The organism is Microbacterium sp. Leaf179, assembly GCF_001423785.1.
Taxonomy (GTDB): Bacteria; Actinomycetota; Actinomycetes; order Actinomycetales; family Microbacteriaceae; genus Microbacterium.
The window spans coordinates 295,375-312,661 of sequence record NZ_LMPH01000002.1; the positions used below are offsets into that span (position 1 = coordinate 295,375).

Sequence of the window (17,287 nt, forward strand, 5' to 3'; positions counted from 1 at the left end):
AGCGCTCGGGCCCCCTCCCTCCGCCCCTCGCCCTCCGCTCGCCCCGGCGACCGGGGCCGGAACCTCACACCCGCGACGGCAGAGCGGTGCGGTCGACCCACGCCGACAGCACCGCCGCGGCATCCGCTCCCCCGGCCCGAGCCACCGCGGCGCGGAAGTCGTCGGTCGTGACGAGTGCGTGGCGGTGGTCGGCGGTCCAGGCGCGCAGCAGATCGAAGAACGCGACATCGCCCAGGGTCTGCCGCAGCGCGTGCAGCGTCAGCGCGCCGCGTTTGTACACGCGGTCGTCGAACATGTCGTCGGGTCCGGGGTCGATCAGCAGCAGATCGCGCGGCTTGGCGGCCAGTCGGGCGTAGTGGTCGTCGACGCAGGTCTGCACCGAAGGACCGCCCGAGGCCTCGGACCACAGCCACTCGGCGTAGCAGGCGAAGCCCTCGTTCAGCCAGATGTCGCTCCACCGCGCGAGACCGACGCTGTTGCCGAACCACTGGTGCGCCAGCTCGTGCGCGATGAGGCGCTGCGCCGCGGGCACGAGGTGGTTCATACCGAAGACGGCGAGGCCCTGCGCCTCGAGCGGGATCTCGAGCTCGTCGGCGGTGACGACGAGCGTGCACGCCTGCTGCGGGTACGGCCCGAAGAGGCGGTCGAAGAGCCGCAGCATCTCGGGCACGGGGGCGAAGGCGCGGTCGACCGCGGCCGTCAGCGCCGGCGGGGCGCTGACGGTCACCGGCGGCACGACATCGACGCCGCTGCCCGCCAGGGGACGCGTGCGATACCGGCCCACGTGCACCGCCGCCAGGTAGGTGGCGGTGGGCACGTCGGAGGTGAACACGCGGGTGGTGCGACCGCCCCGGCGCATGCTCGCTCCCGCGACGCCGGTCGCGGCGACCTCGTAGCCGTCGTCGACCGTGATCTGCATGCGCATCGAGGCGCGGTTGTCGGGCCGGTCGTTGCACGGGAACCACGTCGGAGCCCCCGTGGGCTGACCGGCGACCAGAGCGCCGTCGGTGAGCTCTTCCCACCCGACGGTCCCCCAGCGCGAACGACGGGGCGCCGGGGTGCCGGCGTACGCGACCTCGACTTCGAACCGATCCCCCGCGGCGAGCGCGCGCGCGGGTGTCACGCGGATCGCGTGCGGCCCGGCCGTCACCCGCGCGGCGGCTCCGTCGACGCGCACGCGCGACGTGCGGAGCCCGACGAGGTCGAGGGCGAACGAGGTCACCGCAGTGCGGGCGACGGCGACGATGGTCGCGGTTCCCTCGAGCCGATTGGTGCGTACGCGATAGCCGAGGACGAGGTCGTACGACTGCACGTCGTACGAGGCGTCACCGCTCTGCGGGGCGTAGGAGTCGGTGGCGCTCACGTGGTCGACTGGTAGGCGCGGACCTTCACGGCACGCCACGGACCGATGGGGTTGCCGCTCCAGCGCGAGCCGACCGGAACGGTCTCACCGCGCATGACCAGCGACGCCGGCCCCACGGTCGCGTGCGCACCGAGGGTGGAGGCGGGAAGGACCACGCTGTGCGGACCGAGGGTCGCCCCCGCTTCCAGCTCGACGGTATCCATACTCATGATTCGATCATGGAACAGATGCGTCTGCACCACGCATCCGCGGTTGACGGTTGACGCGGCCCCCAAAGTGACCAGGTCGGGTTCGGGCAGCCAGTAGCTCTCGCACCAGACACCGGCACCGATCGTGGCGCCGAGGCTCCGCAGCCACACGGCGAGCGCGGGGGTTCCCGTCGCCGCGCGCGCGAACCACGGGGCGGCGACCATCTCGGTGAAGGTGTCCGAGACCTCGGTACGCCACACGAAGCTCGACCAGAGGGGCTGTTCCCCCGCGCGGATGACGCCGACGATGGCCCACTTGGCCGCGGTCGAGACCCCGGCGGCGACCGCCCCCGCGGCCAGCATCACCAGGCCCGACAGCAGCAGCGTCCACACCGGCCCGACGCTCTGCCAGAGCCCGGCGAGGGCGAAGATCACCCCGAGCCCGATGGCGCAGGTGACGACCACGGGGACGAAGCGCCCAAATTCCCACAGCGTCCGCGCCAAGCGCAGACCCGACGTGGGGCGGTAGGTGCGCGACTCGTCGCCCGCGGCCGACAGGCGGCGCAGACGCACCGCGGGCGAGCCGAGCCATGACGAACCCGCCTTGGCCTTCATCGGCGCCGCCGACAGCACCGCGACCAGTCCGTCGCGCGGCACGCGGTGCCCCGGCGCAGCCATGCCCGAATTGCCGAGGAACGCGCGCTTGCCGATGCGCACCGGGCCGATCCGCAGCCATCCGGCGCGCAGCTCGTAGGACGCCACCATCGTGTCGTCGGCCAAGAAGGCGCCGTCTTCGATGCGGGTCATCGACGGGATCAGCAGAACGGTCGACGCCTCGACGTCGCGACCCACCTCGGCGCCGAGCAGGCGCAGCCACACGGGGGTGAACAACGACGAGTACAGCGGGAAGAGGATGGTGCGGGCGGCATCCAGGAGTCGTTCGATGGTCCACGCCTGCCACGCGACGCGGCTGCGCACGGGGTGGGTCCCCTCGGTCAGGCCGATCGAGAGCAGCCGCACGAGCAGGACGACGGATGCCGCGAACACGAGGCCCGTGACGGCGACGGACGGCACGAGCCAGACGAACGCGCCGCCTGCGGCCCCGGCGAGCGAATCCGCGCCGCGAATGCCCTGGGCGACGACGAGCGCGCCCACGGTGAAGGCCGCGAGCGGCAGGAGCGCGAGCACGAGCGCCGACGCCGCGTACGCCCACAGCCAGCGGGTGGGCGCGGGCGGGCGCTCGGTCGGCCATCCCTTCGCCGTCCCGCCGACGCGCACGGCAGGCGAACCCGCCCACGACTGGTCGGCCTTGACGCGGCCGAACACCGCGGATCCGGGGGCGATCTCGGCTCGCCGGCCGATGCGGGTGCCCGGCGCGAGCGTGGAGCGCGCGCCCACCGTCGCCTCGGCACCGATGCGCACCTCGCCGATGCGCACGAGGTCGCCGTCGATCCAGTACCCGGTGAGGTCGACCTCGGGCTCGATCGATGCGCCGTCGCCGACGACGAGCATGCCCGTGACCGGCGGCAGCGCGTGCATGTCGACGTTCCGGCCGATCCGCGCGCCCAGAGCGCGGGCGTAGTACGACACCCAGGGGGCGCCGGCCAGCCCCACGGCATCCACCTGGTCGGCGATCTGCTCGGCGAGCCACAGACGGATGTGCACCCAGCCGCCCCGCGGGTGATCCCCGGGGCGTACCCCCGCCAGCAGCAGACGAGCGGATGCCACGGCGATCGCCATGCGTCCGAACGGCGTCGCGAAGATCAGCAGACCGACCACGAGCAGGGGCCAGGGCACCGACGGCAGCACGTCGAAGCCGGGGAGGAGCCGCAGCACGGCCGACGCGGTGAGCAGGTACAGCAGCCACCGCACGCCGGAGAGCACGAACAGCGGCGCGCCCAGCAGCGTCTGAGCCCACTGGGTCGTGCGCGGGGTGGGCTCGGCGCGGTGGAACTCCGCCGCGCCCTCGTCGACCAGCTGCGGACCGAGGGCCTTCGCCATCGCGCCCAGACGGGGAACGTCGTAGATGTCGGCGACCGAGAACTCCGGCACCCGCGTACGGATACGCGAGACCAGCTGCGCGGCCGCGAGCGAACCGCCGCCCAGGTCGAAGAAGTCGGTCTTGCGCTCGGTGACGGCGACGCCGAGCACCGCCTGCCACTGCTCGGCGAGCCAGGCCTCGTCGGCCGAGAAGTCGGTGGGCGCGGGGGCGTCGACGCCCGGGAGCGGCCAGGGCAGCGCCGCGCGGTCGACCTTGCCCGAGGTGCGCACCGGCAGCGCGTCGACGACGCCGAGCAGCGGGATGGTCGCCGCCGGCAGGCGCTCGGCGAGCGCGGCGCGCGCGGCGCCCCGGTCGAGGTCGACGCCCTCGTCCATGACCAGGTAGCCGACGAGCACGGGCACGCCGGCCTCGGTCGTGCGCACGGCGACCGTGGCGGCGCTCACGCCCGCCAGATCCTGCAGCGCCGACTCGACCTCCCCCAGCTCGATGCGTCGTCCGCCGACCTTGACCTGGTCGTCGGCGCGGCCCTGGAAGACCAGGCCTTCCGACTCGAATCGCACCAGGTCGCCCGAGCGGTAGGCACGATCCCACCCGAGCGTCGGCATGGGCGCGTACTTCTCGGCGTCTTTCGCGGGGTCGAGGTAGCGGGCGAGACCGACCCCTCCGATGATGAGCTCTCCGGTGCCCCCCTCGGGAACGGGGAGTCCTTCGGCGTCGACGACGGCCAACGCCCATCCGTCGAGCGGCAGACCGATGCGCACCGGCAGCGAGCCGTCGAGCGCGGCCGCGCACGCGACCACGGTGGCCTCGGTCGGCCCGTACGTGTTCCACACCTCGCGACCGTCGGCGACCAGGCGGGCGGCGAGCTCGGGCGGGCAGGCCTCGCCGCCGAAGATCAGCAGGCGCACGTTCTCGATCGAGTCGGCGGGCCACATCGCCGCCAGCGTCGGCACGGTCGACACCACGGTGATGCCCTGGCGCAGCAGCCACGGCGCGAGGTCTTCGCCGGAGCGCACGAGCGAGCGCGGGGCGGGCACCAGGCACGCGCCGTGCCCCCACGCGAGCCACATCTCCTCGCACGAGGCGTCGAAGGCGACCGACAGACCGGCCAGCACACGGTCGCCCGGTCCCAGCGGCTCCTGCTGGAGGAACAGGCGCGCCTCGGCTTCGACGAATGCCGCCGCCGAACGGTGCGACACGGCGACGCCCTTGGGAACGCCCGTCGAACCCGAGGTGAAGATGATCCACGCGTCGTCGTCGACGCCGGGCGGGGCCACCACCGGCACGGCGTTCGTGCTGGGATGCGGCGCGTCGCCGTCGTACAGGCGCACGAGGTCGGCATCCGCGTCGTGGGAGACGAACTCCCCGGCGCCCACCACGATGCCGCGGACCCCGGCTTCGCCGAACACCAAGCGCGCGCGCTCGTCGGGATCGTCGGCGTCCACGGGCACGTAGGCGGCACCGGCGGCCATGACCGCGAGAATCGAGACGTACAGCTCCTTGGAGCCCGACGGCATCCGCACCCCCACGCGGTCGCCGCGGCGCACACCCGCCGCGTGCAGGGCGCCGGCCGTGCGCCAGACGCGCGCGAGCAGCTCCCGGTAGCTCAGGGCGCCCGAGCCGTCGTCGATCGCCGAGGCCTCCGGATGCCGGGCGGCGACGCTCGAGAGCAGATCGATGAGGGTGCGCGCAGGAGCCGCGGCATCCCGTCGGTCGAGCGGAGCCTGTGCGTCGGAGGCAGAGTTCGTCACGGGGGTGAACAGTACAACCCCCAGGAAAACACCCCGGACGGGCCACACCGGTTCACCTCCCGTTCACCCGCGGGGCGCAGTCTCGTAAGAGTCGCTGTTTACCGTTCACGACGAACCCTGCACCGGGTTCCTGTTCCCGACATGCGAAGGATTCACACAGTGAAGCTCTCCCGAATCGCCCAGCTGGGCACCGTGGCCGCCGTGGCCTCTCTGACCCTCGCCGGCTGCGCCGGCCCCTCGAGCTCCGGCGGCGCCGCGGGCTCCTCGGAATCCCCCTCCTCCTCCGACGTGGCGTTCACGATCGACTCCTCGCTCTCGGGCACCATCACCGCCGGTGGCTCGAGCGCCCAGTCCAACGCGCAGGCCGCGTGGACCAGCGCCTACAACGCCCAGGCCAAGGGCGTCACGATCAACTACGACAAGTCGCAGGGCTCCGGCGGTGGCGTCACCAACTTCCTGAGCGGCGCGTACGACTTCGCCGGCTCCGACTCGCCGCTGAACGCCGACCAGACCTCGCAGTCGGTGGCGCTGTGCACCGAGGGCGGCGTGAACATCCCCGTCTACCTCGACGGCGTCGCGATGATCTTCAACATCCCCGGTGTCACCGAGCTGAAGCTCTCGGGCGAGACGATCGCCAAGATCTTCGCGCTGCAGATCACCGACTGGTCCGACCCGGCCATCACCGCCGACAACGGCACCGAGCTCCCCGCCGGCGCCATCACGACCGTCGCGCGTTCGGACGGCTCGGGCACCACGCAGAACTTCACCAACTACCTCGCCGCGACCCAGTCGTCGGTGTGGACCTACCCCGCGGGCAAGGACTGGCCGGTCGAGGGCAACGTGTCGAAGCAGAAGGGCGGCTCCGGCGTCGTCGAGGCCGTCAAGGCGGGCTCGGGCACCATCGGCTACGCCGACCACTCGGCCGTCGGCGACCTCAACTCGGCTGCCGTCATCCAGGACGGCACCGCCGTCGCCTACAGCCCCGAGGCCGTCACCGCGACGTTCGAGGCTGCGGCCGTCGACGCCAGCAACGGCATCGCGGGTGACCTGTCGAAGAAGTTCGACTACTCGAAGCTCACGGCCGAGACGTACCCCATCCCGCTGGTGTCGTACGCCATCACCTGCAGCACGTTCAAGGACGCGAAGCAGTCCGAGCTGGTCAAGTCGTACCTCGGCTTCGTCACGAGCTCGCTCGGCCAGCAGGTCGCGGCCAAGAACGCCGGCTCCGCACCGCTGCCGGACTCGGTCCTCGAGGCTGCCGCCGAGACCCTCTCGGCCATCAAGTAAACATCTGTCGGACTCGGCCCGGCTCGCACCTCTCGTGCGGGTCGGGCCGGGCTGATCGAAGCGATCGATCATCATCGAGCGTTTCGCTGAGCCGAATCCTCACAGAACACCCGACCGAGGAGCACCCCATGACCCGTGCCGAGCGTGAGGTCCCGCGTGACTGACACCGTCGCTGACACCGAGACCGCCCCGTCGTCCCCTCCGCCGCCTCGAGCGAGCATCGTCGGGAAGCGTCGCGTCGGCGACACGGTCTTCCTCGGTCTGTCGACCACGGCTGCCGTGTCGATCATGATCATCCTCGCAGGCGTCGCGATCTTCCTGATCCTGCGTGGGCTTCCGGCCATCACCGCCAACTGGACCGAGGGCGACCTCGCCGGGTACCAGAACGGCACGTGGACCAACTTCTGGGAGTACGTCGGCCCGCTGCTGTTCGGCAGCATCTGGGCGGCGCTCATCGCCATGGTCATCGGCACCCCGGTCGCCATCGGCATCGCGCTGTTCATCTCGCACTACGCGCCCCGCAAGATCGCCGGAGCCCTGGGCTACGTCGTCGACCTGCTCGCCGCGGTGCCCTCGATCGTCTTCGGACTGTGGGGCATCATCGTGATGCGCCCGCTGCTGCTGCCGGTGAGCCAGTTCCTCAACGAGTACCTCGGCTGGATCCCGCTGTTCCAGGGCCCCGTGTCGAGCACCGGCTCGACGATGTTCACCGGTGGAGTGGTGCTCGCGGTCATGATCCTCCCGATCGTCACCTCGATCACCCGCGAGATCTTCCTGCAGACCCCGCGCCTGCACGAAGAGGCCGCCCTCGCCCTCGGGGCGACGCGCTGGGAGATGATCCGCCTCGCGGTGTTCCCCTACGCCCGCAGCGGCATGGTCTCGGCCACCCTGCTCGGCCTCGGCCGCGCGCTGGGCGAGACCATGGCCATCGCGCTCATCATCTCGCCGAGCCTCATCTACTCGGTGCTGCTGCTGACCGACGGCTACAACTCGCAGACCATCGCCGCCAACATCGCCCTGAACTTCCCCATCGCCACCGACCTGCAGCGCTCCGCGCTGATCGGCACGGGCCTGATGCTGTTCGTCGTCTCGCTCGCGGTCAACATGTTCGCGCGCTACATCGTCGCCGCGACGGGCCCGGGGGCCAAGGGTCGCAAGAAGGGAAAGCGCTCGTGACCGCCTCCGTCACCCCCGCGGCCTCGACCCCCCTGGCGCTGACCAGCGGCCGGCTCCCGCGTTACATCGAGCCCGCGCTGCTCGCCGGTGTCGCCGTCGTCGTCGCCGCGATGCAGCTGCTCATGGGCGGCTTCAACATCGCGACCTGGCTGATCCTGACCGCCGTGCTGTACCTGATCGCCATCGGCGTCGGCTCCAGCATCGTCGAGAACCGCCGCAAAGCGGTCGACCGGGTCGTGCGCGGCCTCGTCACCGTGGCCTTCCTTCTCGCCGTGGCGCCGCTCATCTCGACCCTCTACACCGTGGTGTCGAAGGGCCTCGCGGTGGTCAACCTGCAGTTCATCACGCAGGTGGGAGGCACCGCCTTCGACCCGAACACCCTCGAGGTCGTCGCGACCCCCGGTGCCTGGCAGGCCGTCACCGGAACGCTGATCATCACGGGGATCGCGGCCCTCATCTCGGTGCCCATCGGCATCCTGGCCGCGGTCTACCTCGTCGAGTACGCACAGCCGAACAACCCGCTCCGCCGCGCGATCACGTTCCTCGTCGACGTGATGACCGGTATCCCCTCGATCGTCGCCGGTCTGTTCGCGTTCTCGCTGTTCAGCCTCGTCGTCGGTCCGAAGGCCTTCAGCGGCTTCTCGGCATCCATCGCCCTCTGCGTGCTGATGATCCCCATCGTCATCCGCTCCACCGAGGAGATGCTGCGTCTGGTGCCGGCCGATCTGCGCGAGGCGTCGCTCGCCCTGGGCGTGCCGCGCTCGGCCACGATCATCAAGGTCGTGCTGCGCACTGCCGCCAGCGGCATCATCACCGGTGTCGTGCTGGCCGTGGCCCGCGTGGTGGGTGAAACGGCGCCGATCTTCATCGCGGCGAGCTTCACCGACAACTTCAACGCCAACCCGTTCGACGGTCCCATGCAGACCCTCCCCGTCATGGCCTACACCGCGTACAGCTTCCCCGGCCAAGACATCGACGCCTCTCAGGCCCAGGCCTGGGGCGCGGCGTTCCTGCTGGTCGTCCTCGTCGTCATCTTCAACCTGATCGCCCGGATCGTCGCGGCCGTGTTCGCGCCGAAGGCGCGCTGAGCTAGGAAAGGCACTCCCGTGTCCAAGAGCATCGAGGTCCAGGACCTCAACGTCTACTACAGCGACTTCCTCGCGGTCGAGGGCGTCTCGATCGACATCGAGCCGCGTTCGGTCACCGCCTTCATCGGCCCCTCGGGCTGCGGCAAGTCCACGTTCCTGCGCACCCTGAACCGCATGCACGAGGTGATCCCCGGCGGCCACGTCAAGGGCCGCGTGCTCATCGACGGCGACGACCTCTACGGTCCCGGTGTCGATCCCGTGCTCGTGCGTCGTCACGTCGGCATGGTGTTCCAGCGCCCCAACCCGTTCCCGACGATGTCGATCCGTGAGAACGTCCTGGCCGGCGCCAAGCTCAACGACAAGCGCATGTCGAAGAGCGACGCCGACGCCCTCGTCGAGAAGTCCCTGCAGGGCGCCAACCTGTGGAACGAGGTCAAGGACCGCCTCGAGAAGCCCGGCGGCGGACTCTCGGGTGGTCAGCAGCAGCGTCTGTGCATCGCCCGCGCGATCGCGGTCTCGCCCGACGTGCTGCTGATGGACGAGCCCTGCTCGGCGCTCGACCCCATCTCGACCTTCGCGATCGAGGAGCTCATCTCGGAGCTCAAGAACGAGTACACGATCGTCATCGTCACGCACAACATGCAGCAGGCGTCGCGCGTGAGCGACAAGACGGCGTTCTTCAACATCGCCGGAACCGGCAAGCCCGGCAAGCTCATCGAGTACAACGACACGTCGGCGATCTTCACCGCGCCGACCGTGCAGGCCACCGAGGACTACGTCTCCGGCCGCTTCGGGTAAGCGCGAGAACGACGACGGCCCCGCTTCGGCGGGGCCTTCGTCGTTTCCGCGCGGGGGCGGGCCGGTCGCGCGGGCTGGACGTGTGAGCTCAGTCGCGCGGGCTCAGCAGGTATGCGTTGAGGTCGGCGGTGAGCTCCCGGTCCACCGTCTTCGGACGACCGTCGACGGCCGACACGGGCGCGGCGAGACGCACGCTCGACAGCAGCCACGCGGCATCCGCATCTTCGAGGTCGTCGAGCAGGACGGTCTCGTACGAGGTCGAGAACCCCCGCGACTCCAGGTGCGAGAACAGGCTCAGCTGCGTCGTCCCGTGCAGGATGCCGGCCTGCGGCTCGGGGGTGACGAACCGGTCGCCCACGCGCAGCAGGACGGATGCCGTGGGCGCCTCGAGAACGACCCCGTCGTTCGTGACGAAGACGGCGTCGTCGGCGCCGCGGCGCTGGGCCTCGCGGATCGCGGCCATGTTCACCGCGTACGACAGGGTCTTGGCCCCCAGCAGCAACCAGGGGGCACGGGCGGGGACGTCGGCCGGGTAGCCCCGGTCGAGGGTGGCGATGCGTACGCCGTCGCGTCGGGCGCGGAGGTTGTCGGGGGCCGTGGCGAGGGTGATCCACGCGGTCGGCGACGCCCCGGATTCGACACCGCGGCTGAGGATGAGCTTGATGACGCTCTCGCCGGCGCCGGCCTCGGCGGCGACGCGCTCGATCGCGGCCCGCCACTGCGCCGGATTCGGCGTGGGAAGGTCGCACAGCCCCGCAGACCGGGCCAGACGTTCGAGGTGGGGCCCCACCTCTTGCGGGTGGCCGTCGACGACGCCGAGCGATTCGAAGACCCCGTCGCCCCGCTGCGCACTGAGCTCACCGAGCGGCAGCACGGGAGCGTTCGGATCCACCGTGTGCAGCGTGTCGGAGAAGTCCTCCCGCTGATCGTCGGATGCCACGGGGTCGATCACGAGAGCGAAACGCCAAGCCATGCAGCGAGCCTAGGGCCGCCGAGGCAACACGCCCGGGGCTTGTCAACGGGTCGCGCGGAGGGAATGTCTTCGGCCGACCCTTGTTACACTCTTCTAGCCGGGCCGCAGTAACCCCGGGCTCCATCTTTTGCCGCTCTGAGCGGCCATGCGCCGAGAGGCGTTCTGCGGTCCGGCACTTATCTTTTCTGCGGCAGACGTCGCGTCGCAGGCTCGAGAGGCATTGCCCTCGTCTGCGCGGCACTCTTCTCGTCGTCCGGCGCCGGCGGAACGCGGGCGGCACCACGATCCACCGCCGCAGGCCCGACGGGTCGCGTCATCCGCTCCGACTCAGGCGAGCGCGTCGCGGCGCCAGAGCGCGGCGGAGGCCGACAGATCGTCGGCGTACGTCGCCAGGCGCAACGCGCGGGTGGTGAGCGCCGTCGCGCGCTCCGACTCGGTGTTCTCGTAGTCATCGGCCAGGTGACTCGACCCCGAGGCCTGCACACGACAGAAGGCCGCCGCGCGATCCAGCGCTACGGCGAAGTCCCCCTCGAAGAGGCCCCGCAGGATCGTGTCGATCAGCTGCACGAGTTCTTCCGGTCCGGCGGGGGCCGGCGCGCCCGCCACGACGGGGTCGACCGTGGCGATCTCGGTGCGTCCGCGCTCGTAGAGCAGAGCCGCGGTCGCGGCGTCGTCGTGGATCATCAACTGCAACAGGTACAGGCGCCAGAGCGCGCCCGGAAGCGACTTCGCCGGGGAACGCGACCACAGCTCCGCGATATCGTCGATCCCGTTGTCGTCGGTGAAGGCGACCAGTCGCTCGACGACGTCGACGGTGGGGTCTGCCCGCACCCTCGACAGCAGGGCCTGCGCGGTGCTGTGCGCGACGCGCGACACCTCGGCGGGGTCCTCCGCCGCGAACAGGCGGTCGAACAGCTCAGCGGGCCGTCGCACGGGCTTGTGGAACTCGCGTGAGGAATCGCTCATCGTTCCAGGCTAGGGCGTCGACCCTCACCGTGGGCCGAGAGCGAGACCCGGGCTCAGGCCGTCGCGACGGCGACGACGGCGTCGGTGCTGGGCGTTCCGTCGGGCGAACCGCCCGCCGGCTCGATCGTGACGGCGATGACGTCGCCCTCGTGCATCTGGCCCTCGAGAACCGCGGTCGCCGAGCCATCGGCATCCGGCTCGAAGGTTCCGGCGGCGATCGGGGTGCCCTCGCGCACGAACCACAGCTCGTACGTCTTGTCGGACGGAAGCGCGGGCATGCCGTCGGAGACCAGCACGCTGCGTCCGGTCGACGCCGACCAATGGGCGGTCGCGACGGTGCCGTCGGGCATGGTGGCCGTGGCCGAGCGGGCGTCGGGCGATCCCTCGATCTGCTCCAGGGCGACGACGGCTGCCGGGGGTGCCATCAGCTGTCCCACGGTCACGGCGCCGAAACCGAGCGCGAGCACGGCGGCGAACGACGCGGCCAGGGTGAACCAACGGCGTCGGCCCCAGCCGGATGCTGAGGCGGAACCACCCGATACGGGCTCACGCTCCGCGGTGACCGGGGTGAGGCCCGCTGCGGCGAAGTCCTCGTCGTCGAGCGGGGCGGGGGTCGCCACCACCGGGGAATCGTCCTGGGGAAGCTCGGAGATGCGAGCGAACAATGACGCGCGCACGGAAGCGGGCGGCTCGACGGGCTCGATGGTGTCGCTGATCGCGGCCACGGCGTCGGCGGCCGATCGAACGTGGGAGTCCCAGTGCGGATTACCCGCCAGAGCCTCCTGGTACGCGCGCTCATCAGCTGCCGATAGCGCGTTCAGCGCGTGCCCGGCAGCGAGGTCGGCGAAGTCCCTCTCGTTCACTTGTCCACCCCCATTTCCATCCTCAAGCGTGACAATCCGTCGCGCATCCTCGTCTTGATCGTTCCGAGCGGCGCCCCGACGAGAGTAGCGATCTCACTCTGGCTGTATCCACCGAAGTAGGCCAGGGTGAGGGCTTCTTTCTGCGCTTCGGGAAGCGCCGCCAGTGCATCGACGACGCGTCGCCCCTCGATCTTCATCTCGACTTCTTCAGAGACGTTGTCGTAGGCAACGTCCATATCGCGGAACCCCGCGCGTACGTCACGATCGGCACTGGATTGCGACGACCGCACGCGGTCCACCGCTCTCCGGTGGGCGATCGTGAGAACCCACGACCTTCCTTGGCCTCTATTCGGAGTGAACCGCGCGGCGGATTGCCAGATTTCGAGGAACACTTCCTGCAGCACCTCTTCGCTCTGCGAGCGGTCGACGAGCACGCGCAGGATGAGGCCGAAGGCACGGGCCGACAGGACGTCGTACAGCTCAGCGAAGGCGAGGCGATCGCCCGTCGCGACGCGCTGCAGCAGCGCCCCGACCTGATCGACAGGCTCCGTCCCGTCGTCGGGAAGGTCGAAACCGTCGATCACCATGGCCTCCATCATTCCTTACGCATACAGAGACCCCCGTACGCGCGCGCGCGAGCCGCGCAGCTCGGCGGGGCCGGCCCGCCATCCTCGGGCCGATCGAACTCGGATCAAAAAGATTCTGAAGAATATTTACGAGCCTCTGACCTGGGATTTTCCCGCCACCGGATGCCGAAATCCGACCTAGATCGCAACAATCCGCAATCCGATCCCCCGGGGGTCCCGAAGACCCTGTGTAAGCCGCTCCACGGTGAACCGCCCCTCGCACCGGGGTGTCCCTGACGGGTCGCAGACGCGATCCGAATGATTCTCGGAGGAATGTCATGCTCATCAACAAGAAGCCCGTCGTTGCTGGTCTCGCCCTCGTTCTGGGCTCGGCCTTCGCACTCACCGCCTGCTCCGGCGGCGCCACCACCTCGGGCGGCACCACTGAGGAGAGCATGGCTCCCTCGATGGCCGCCTCGCCCTCCGCTTCGGCGTCGTCGTCGATGATGGACCCGGCCGCCAACCTCGTCGGTGCTGGCTGTGCCGACTACGCCGCCGCCGTCCCCTCGGGCTCCGGCTCGGTCGCCGGCATGGCTGCTGACCCGGTCGCGGTCGCCGCCTCGAACAACCCGCTGCTCACCACGCTCACCGCGGCGGTCAGCGGCCAGCTGAACCCCGACGTGAACCTGGTCGACACGCTCAACGGCAGCGAGTTCACCGTCTTCGCTCCGGTCGACGACGCGTTCGCCAAGATCGACGCCGCCACCATCGACGGCCTGAAGACCGACTCGGCCACGCTGACCAAGATCCTCACGTACCACGTGGTCCCCGGCCAGATCGCGCCCGACGAGATCGACGGCACCCACACCACGGTCGAGGGCCAGGATGTCACGGTCGCCGGTTCGGGCGACGCGATCACGGTCAACGGCTCGGCCAACGTCATCTGCGGTGGCGTCCAGACCGCCAACGCCACGGTGTACCTCATCGACTCGGTGCTGATGCCCCCGATGTAATTCTCGATTGCGCGGTCTCCGCGCACTCGATCGGTCGATCACCGACCGAAGTAGACGGCGAGCGCCGGACCCCAGGCGAGGGGGTCCGGCGCTCGCTTTCGTTCGTGGGTCAGTCGTCGATCGCGCGGACGATCTCATCCTGGACCAGGCGCGCGGCGACCGGACCCGCGTTCATGAACCAGGGGTCGAAATCGACGGCCACGGAATGCCCGTCGGCGACCGCGTTCAGGGTCGGCCACAGCGGCGCGTCCTCGATGAACGCCAGGCCCTGACCCGTTCCCGCGTAGAACAGGCGATCGGCGTCGGCGAGGTCGATCTGTTCGGCGCTGATCTCTTGCGACGTCTCGTCGAACTGCTGCGACGCGGGCCGCCCCAGCCCCAGATCCTCGGCGATGCCACCCGCGAACGACGGCACCCCCATGATGCGGGTGCGGTCGCCCGTCGACTGCAGGAACGACACGGTCGGCTCCCCCTCCGGGTGCGTCTGCGCGAACGCCGCGCTGTCGGCGTGCAGAGCGTCGAGGATGCCGCGCGCCGCGCCCTCGTCGCCGAGGGCGTCGGCGATGAGCAGGAAGTCGCTCTTCCAGTTGACACCGTTGCCCTTGGTGACGACGGTCGGAGCGATGGCCGCAAGCGCGTCGTACAGCTCTGCGCCGCGCGTGGAGTTGATGAGGATGAGATCGGGGGCCGCCTGCGCGATGGCCTCGAGGTCGGGCTCGGTGCGCTGGCCGATGTCAGTCATGGCGCTGAGGGCAGCGGCATCCTGAGTGAAGGCGTCGACGAGGTACTGCGGCACGAGCCCGCTGTTCTCGGCACGCGTCGCGGCGGTGGGCACCTCACCGAGAGCCAGGAGCGCGTCGAGCTGGCCGGTCGACACGACGGCGATGCGCGTCGGCGCGGCGGGGATCTCGGTCACCCCCTCGAAGTGCGTCACCGTGCGCGGGAAGACGCCGTCTACCTCGGTCGAGCCCATACCGGGTTCGAGGTCGCGCGCCACGACCCATTCGCCGGCGGAACCGGCTTCGGCGTCGACGGTCGACGCGGGGGCGGGCGAGCCCGCGCAGCCGACGAGGGCGAGCACGGCCGTCACACCGATGACAGCGCCGAGGCGACGAGGACGAAAACGGGTGCGGAAGGACGGGGAACGAAAAACAGTCACGGAGTGAGGGTATCCTTACCTTTGTGCCTGACCTCGCCACCGTCACTCCCCCGACGGCGGTCACCCGACTCGTCACCCGTCACCGGGCCGCGCGAATGCGCCTGGTGATTCTGACCGTCGCGATGGTGGTGGCGGTCATCGTGCTCACCGTCGCCAGCCTCGCGGTCGGGTCGCGCGCACTCGCCCCCGCCGAGGTCATCGCCGCCCTCTTTTCGGACCGGCGAGATGCCGCGGGCGTGATCGTGCACGAGCTCCGCGTTCCGCGCACGCTCACCGCCCTGCTGGCCGGCGCATGCCTCGGGGTGGCGGGTGTGCTCATGCAGGCCGTCACCCGCAATCCCCTCGCCGATCCCGGCCTGTTGGGCGTCAACGCGGGAGCGGCCGTCGGGGTGGTCGTGGCGATCGCCTTCTTCGGCGTGGGGACGGCGAGCGGGTACGTCTGGTTCGCCTTCGCGGGAGCCGCGTCGGCGGCCCTGCTGGTGAACGCCGCCGCCCGTCCCGGTCGCCGTGGCGACACCGTCGGACTGATCCTGGCCGGAGTCGCGCTGAGCGCGTGTCTCGGCGCGGTCGTGCGCATCATCACGCTCGCCGATGACGACACGTTCGAGTCGTTCCGGTTCTGGGCCGTCGGCTCGTTCGAGCGGCGCGATGCGGACGTGGCGGCGCAGGTGCTCCCGTTCGCGATCGCGGGCCTGATCCTGACACTCGTGATCGCGCGGGGACTCGACCAGCTGCGCCTGGGCACCGACCTGGCCCGCTCGCTCGGAACCTCGCCCGCCCTGACGATCGTCGGCGCGGGCGCGGCCATCACCCTGCTCTGTGCCGCCGCGACCTCGGCCGCGGGGCCGCTGGCCTTCATCGGCCTGATCGTCGCCCACATCGTGCGCCGCACCGTCGGCGGCGACGTGCGCTCGACGATCGTCCTCGCCGCCCTGTCGGGTGCGGCGCTCACCCTCGCCAGCGATGTGATCGGACGCGTCATCGCGATACCGGGCGAGGTCGAAGCCGGGATCGTCGCGGCGTTCGTCGGGGCGCCGCTGCTGCTCTGGCTCGTCGTTCGGAGGGCGTCGTGATCGCCGCATCCCACCCGCCGAGCCGCACACTCCCCCGGCGGCGCCGCCGCGCGACGCTCGTGGTCGGCGTGACGATCGCGATCGCCGTCCTCGCGGCGATCGCCGGCCTGACGACGGGTTCCTTCGACACCTCATTGAGCGACGTGGCATCCGCCCTGATGGGGACGGCCGACGGGCGCACCACCGTCGTCGTCATGGGGATGCGCGTGCCGCGCATGCTCGCCGCCCTCGCGATCGGCGCGGCGCTGGGCCTGGCCGGCGCGGTCTTCCAGACCCTGGCACGCAACCCGCTCGCGAGCCCCGACATCATCGGGTTCAGCGCGGGCTCGGCCACCGGCGCCCTCGTCGGGCTCACACTCATCGCGCCCACCGCATCGCCCGCGGCGGGCGCGTGGATCGGCGGCATCCTGACGGTCGTCGTCGTCATGGCGATCGCGCGCAGCGTCGGCGTCTCGCGCGAGCGGACCATCCTCGCCGGCATCGCGCTGAGCACCCTGCTGGCGGCCGTGAACGATTACCTGCTCACCCGCGCACCGATCGAGATCGCCCGCAACGCCGACCAGTGGCTGCACGGCAGCCTCGTCGCGACCACGCTCACCGACGTGGCACTGCTCGTCGGGGCCCTCGGGGTCTTGGGCTTGGTGCTCGTCCTGGTGCACCGCGACTTCCGCACACTGGAGCTCGGCGACGACACCGCCCGCTCGTTGGGCGTTCGCATCGGGCGTCTGCGGCTGCTGCTCGTCGTGGTCGCGGCTCTCCTGACCGGAACCGCCACCGCCGTCGCCGGGCCCATCGGGTTCATCGCCCTCGCCGCCCCGCAGCTCGCCCGCCGCACCATGGGCACGAGCGGGATCCCCCTGTGGGGATCGGCGGTCACGGGCGGCACGGTGCTGCTCGTCGCCGACGTCATCGCCCAACGGGCGCTCGCACCACTGCAGATCCCCGTCGGGTTGCTGACGGCCGTCGTCGGAGGCGCCTACCTGTTCTGGATCGTGGCGCGAACGCGTCGGTGAGCACGAGC

14 protein-coding genes are annotated in these 17,287 nt (G+C 70.7%); 7 read left to right on the top strand and 7 right to left on the bottom strand.

Annotation, left to right across the window (positions count from 1 at the left end; all coding sequences use genetic code 11):
* Positions 1–64: 64 nt before the first annotated feature.
* Entirely contained in the window at positions 65–1,363 is a 1,299-nt protein-coding gene (locus ASF96_RS08905) for a M1 family metallopeptidase (RefSeq protein WP_055938231.1), read from the bottom strand.
* On the bottom strand, positions 1,360–5,304 hold the full coding sequence (locus ASF96_RS08910; RefSeq protein ID WP_055938234.1) for a Pls/PosA family non-ribosomal peptide synthetase: 3,945 nt from the start codon (positions 5,302–5,304) through the stop codon (positions 1,360–1,362). The genes ASF96_RS08905 and ASF96_RS08910 overlap by 4 nt, the downstream gene beginning before the upstream one ends.
* A gap of 159 nt (positions 5,305–5,463) precedes the next feature.
* Here ASF96_RS08910 and ASF96_RS08915 point away from each other — a divergent pair, with 159 nt between their 5' ends.
* From ASF96_RS08915 to pstB, 4 genes are all read left to right on the top strand, one after another.
* Entirely contained in the window at positions 5,464–6,591 is a 1,128-nt protein-coding gene (locus ASF96_RS08915; protein ID WP_055838330.1) for a phosphate ABC transporter substrate-binding protein PstS, read from the top strand.
* Between the two features lie 156 nt (positions 6,592–6,747).
* Positions 6,748–7,767, top strand: a complete 1,020-nt coding sequence (pstC, locus tag ASF96_RS08920; RefSeq protein WP_055938237.1) for a phosphate ABC transporter permease subunit PstC — start codon at positions 6,748–6,750, stop codon at positions 7,765–7,767.
* Positions 7,764–8,855 carry a phosphate ABC transporter permease PstA gene (pstA, locus tag ASF96_RS08925; RefSeq protein WP_055838335.1) on the top strand — a complete coding sequence of 364 codons (1,092 nt, stop codon included), beginning with the start codon at positions 7,764–7,766 and terminating at the stop codon, positions 8,853–8,855. The genes pstC and pstA overlap by 4 nt, the downstream gene beginning before the upstream one ends.
* 18 nt (positions 8,856–8,873) lie before the next feature.
* Positions 8,874–9,653 carry a phosphate ABC transporter ATP-binding protein PstB gene (gene pstB / locus ASF96_RS08930; RefSeq protein ID WP_055838337.1) on the top strand — a complete coding sequence of 260 codons (780 nt, stop codon included), beginning with the start codon at positions 8,874–8,876 and terminating at the stop codon, positions 9,651–9,653.
* A gap of 88 nt (positions 9,654–9,741) precedes the next feature.
* Here the strand turns inward: pstB and ASF96_RS08935 are convergent, their stop codons facing one another.
* The 4 genes from ASF96_RS08935 to sigK form a co-directional block, all read right to left on the bottom strand.
* Entirely contained in the window at positions 9,742–10,626 is an 885-nt protein-coding gene (locus ASF96_RS08935) for an aminodeoxychorismate lyase (protein ID WP_055938241.1), read from the bottom strand.
* A 327-nt stretch (positions 10,627–10,953) separates the two neighbouring features.
* Entirely contained in the window at positions 10,954–11,592 is a 639-nt protein-coding gene (locus tag ASF96_RS08940; RefSeq protein ID WP_055838342.1) for a hypothetical protein, read from the bottom strand.
* 53 nt (positions 11,593–11,645) lie between these two features.
* On the bottom strand, positions 11,646–12,455 hold the full coding sequence (locus ASF96_RS08945; RefSeq protein ID WP_055938245.1) for an anti-sigma factor: 810 nt from the start codon (positions 12,453–12,455) through the stop codon (positions 11,646–11,648).
* Entirely contained in the window at positions 12,452–13,042 is a 591-nt protein-coding gene (gene sigK / locus ASF96_RS08950; RefSeq protein WP_055939370.1) for an ECF RNA polymerase sigma factor SigK, read from the bottom strand. Before sigK ends, ASF96_RS08945 begins: the two co-directional genes overlap by 4 nt.
* 317 nt (positions 13,043–13,359) lie before the next feature.
* On the opposite strand from sigK, the gene ASF96_RS08955 reads away from it, so the two are divergent.
* Positions 13,360–14,034, top strand: a complete 675-nt coding sequence (locus tag ASF96_RS08955; RefSeq protein WP_055938253.1) for a fasciclin domain-containing protein — start codon at positions 13,360–13,362, stop codon at positions 14,032–14,034.
* A 109-nt stretch (positions 14,035–14,143) separates the two neighbouring features.
* Here ASF96_RS08955 and ASF96_RS08960 read toward each other — a convergent pair whose 3' ends face one another.
* Positions 14,144–15,193 carry an ABC transporter substrate-binding protein gene (locus ASF96_RS08960; protein ID WP_235560564.1) on the bottom strand — a complete coding sequence of 350 codons (1,050 nt, stop codon included), beginning with the start codon at positions 15,191–15,193 and terminating at the stop codon, positions 14,144–14,146.
* A gap of 23 nt (positions 15,194–15,216) precedes the next feature.
* On the opposite strand from ASF96_RS08960, the gene ASF96_RS08965 reads away from it, so the two are divergent.
* Positions 15,217–16,266, top strand: a complete 1,050-nt coding sequence (locus tag ASF96_RS08965) for a FecCD family ABC transporter permease (protein WP_200934090.1) — start codon at positions 15,217–15,219, stop codon at positions 16,264–16,266.
* The gene (locus tag ASF96_RS08970; RefSeq protein WP_162239415.1) at positions 16,263–17,279 is read left to right on the top strand and encodes a FecCD family ABC transporter permease; all 1,017 of its coding nucleotides are present in this window, start codon (positions 16,263–16,265) and stop codon (positions 17,277–17,279) included. The genes ASF96_RS08965 and ASF96_RS08970 overlap by 4 nt, the downstream gene beginning before the upstream one ends.
* The last annotated feature ends 8 nt before the right edge of the window (positions 17,280–17,287 follow it).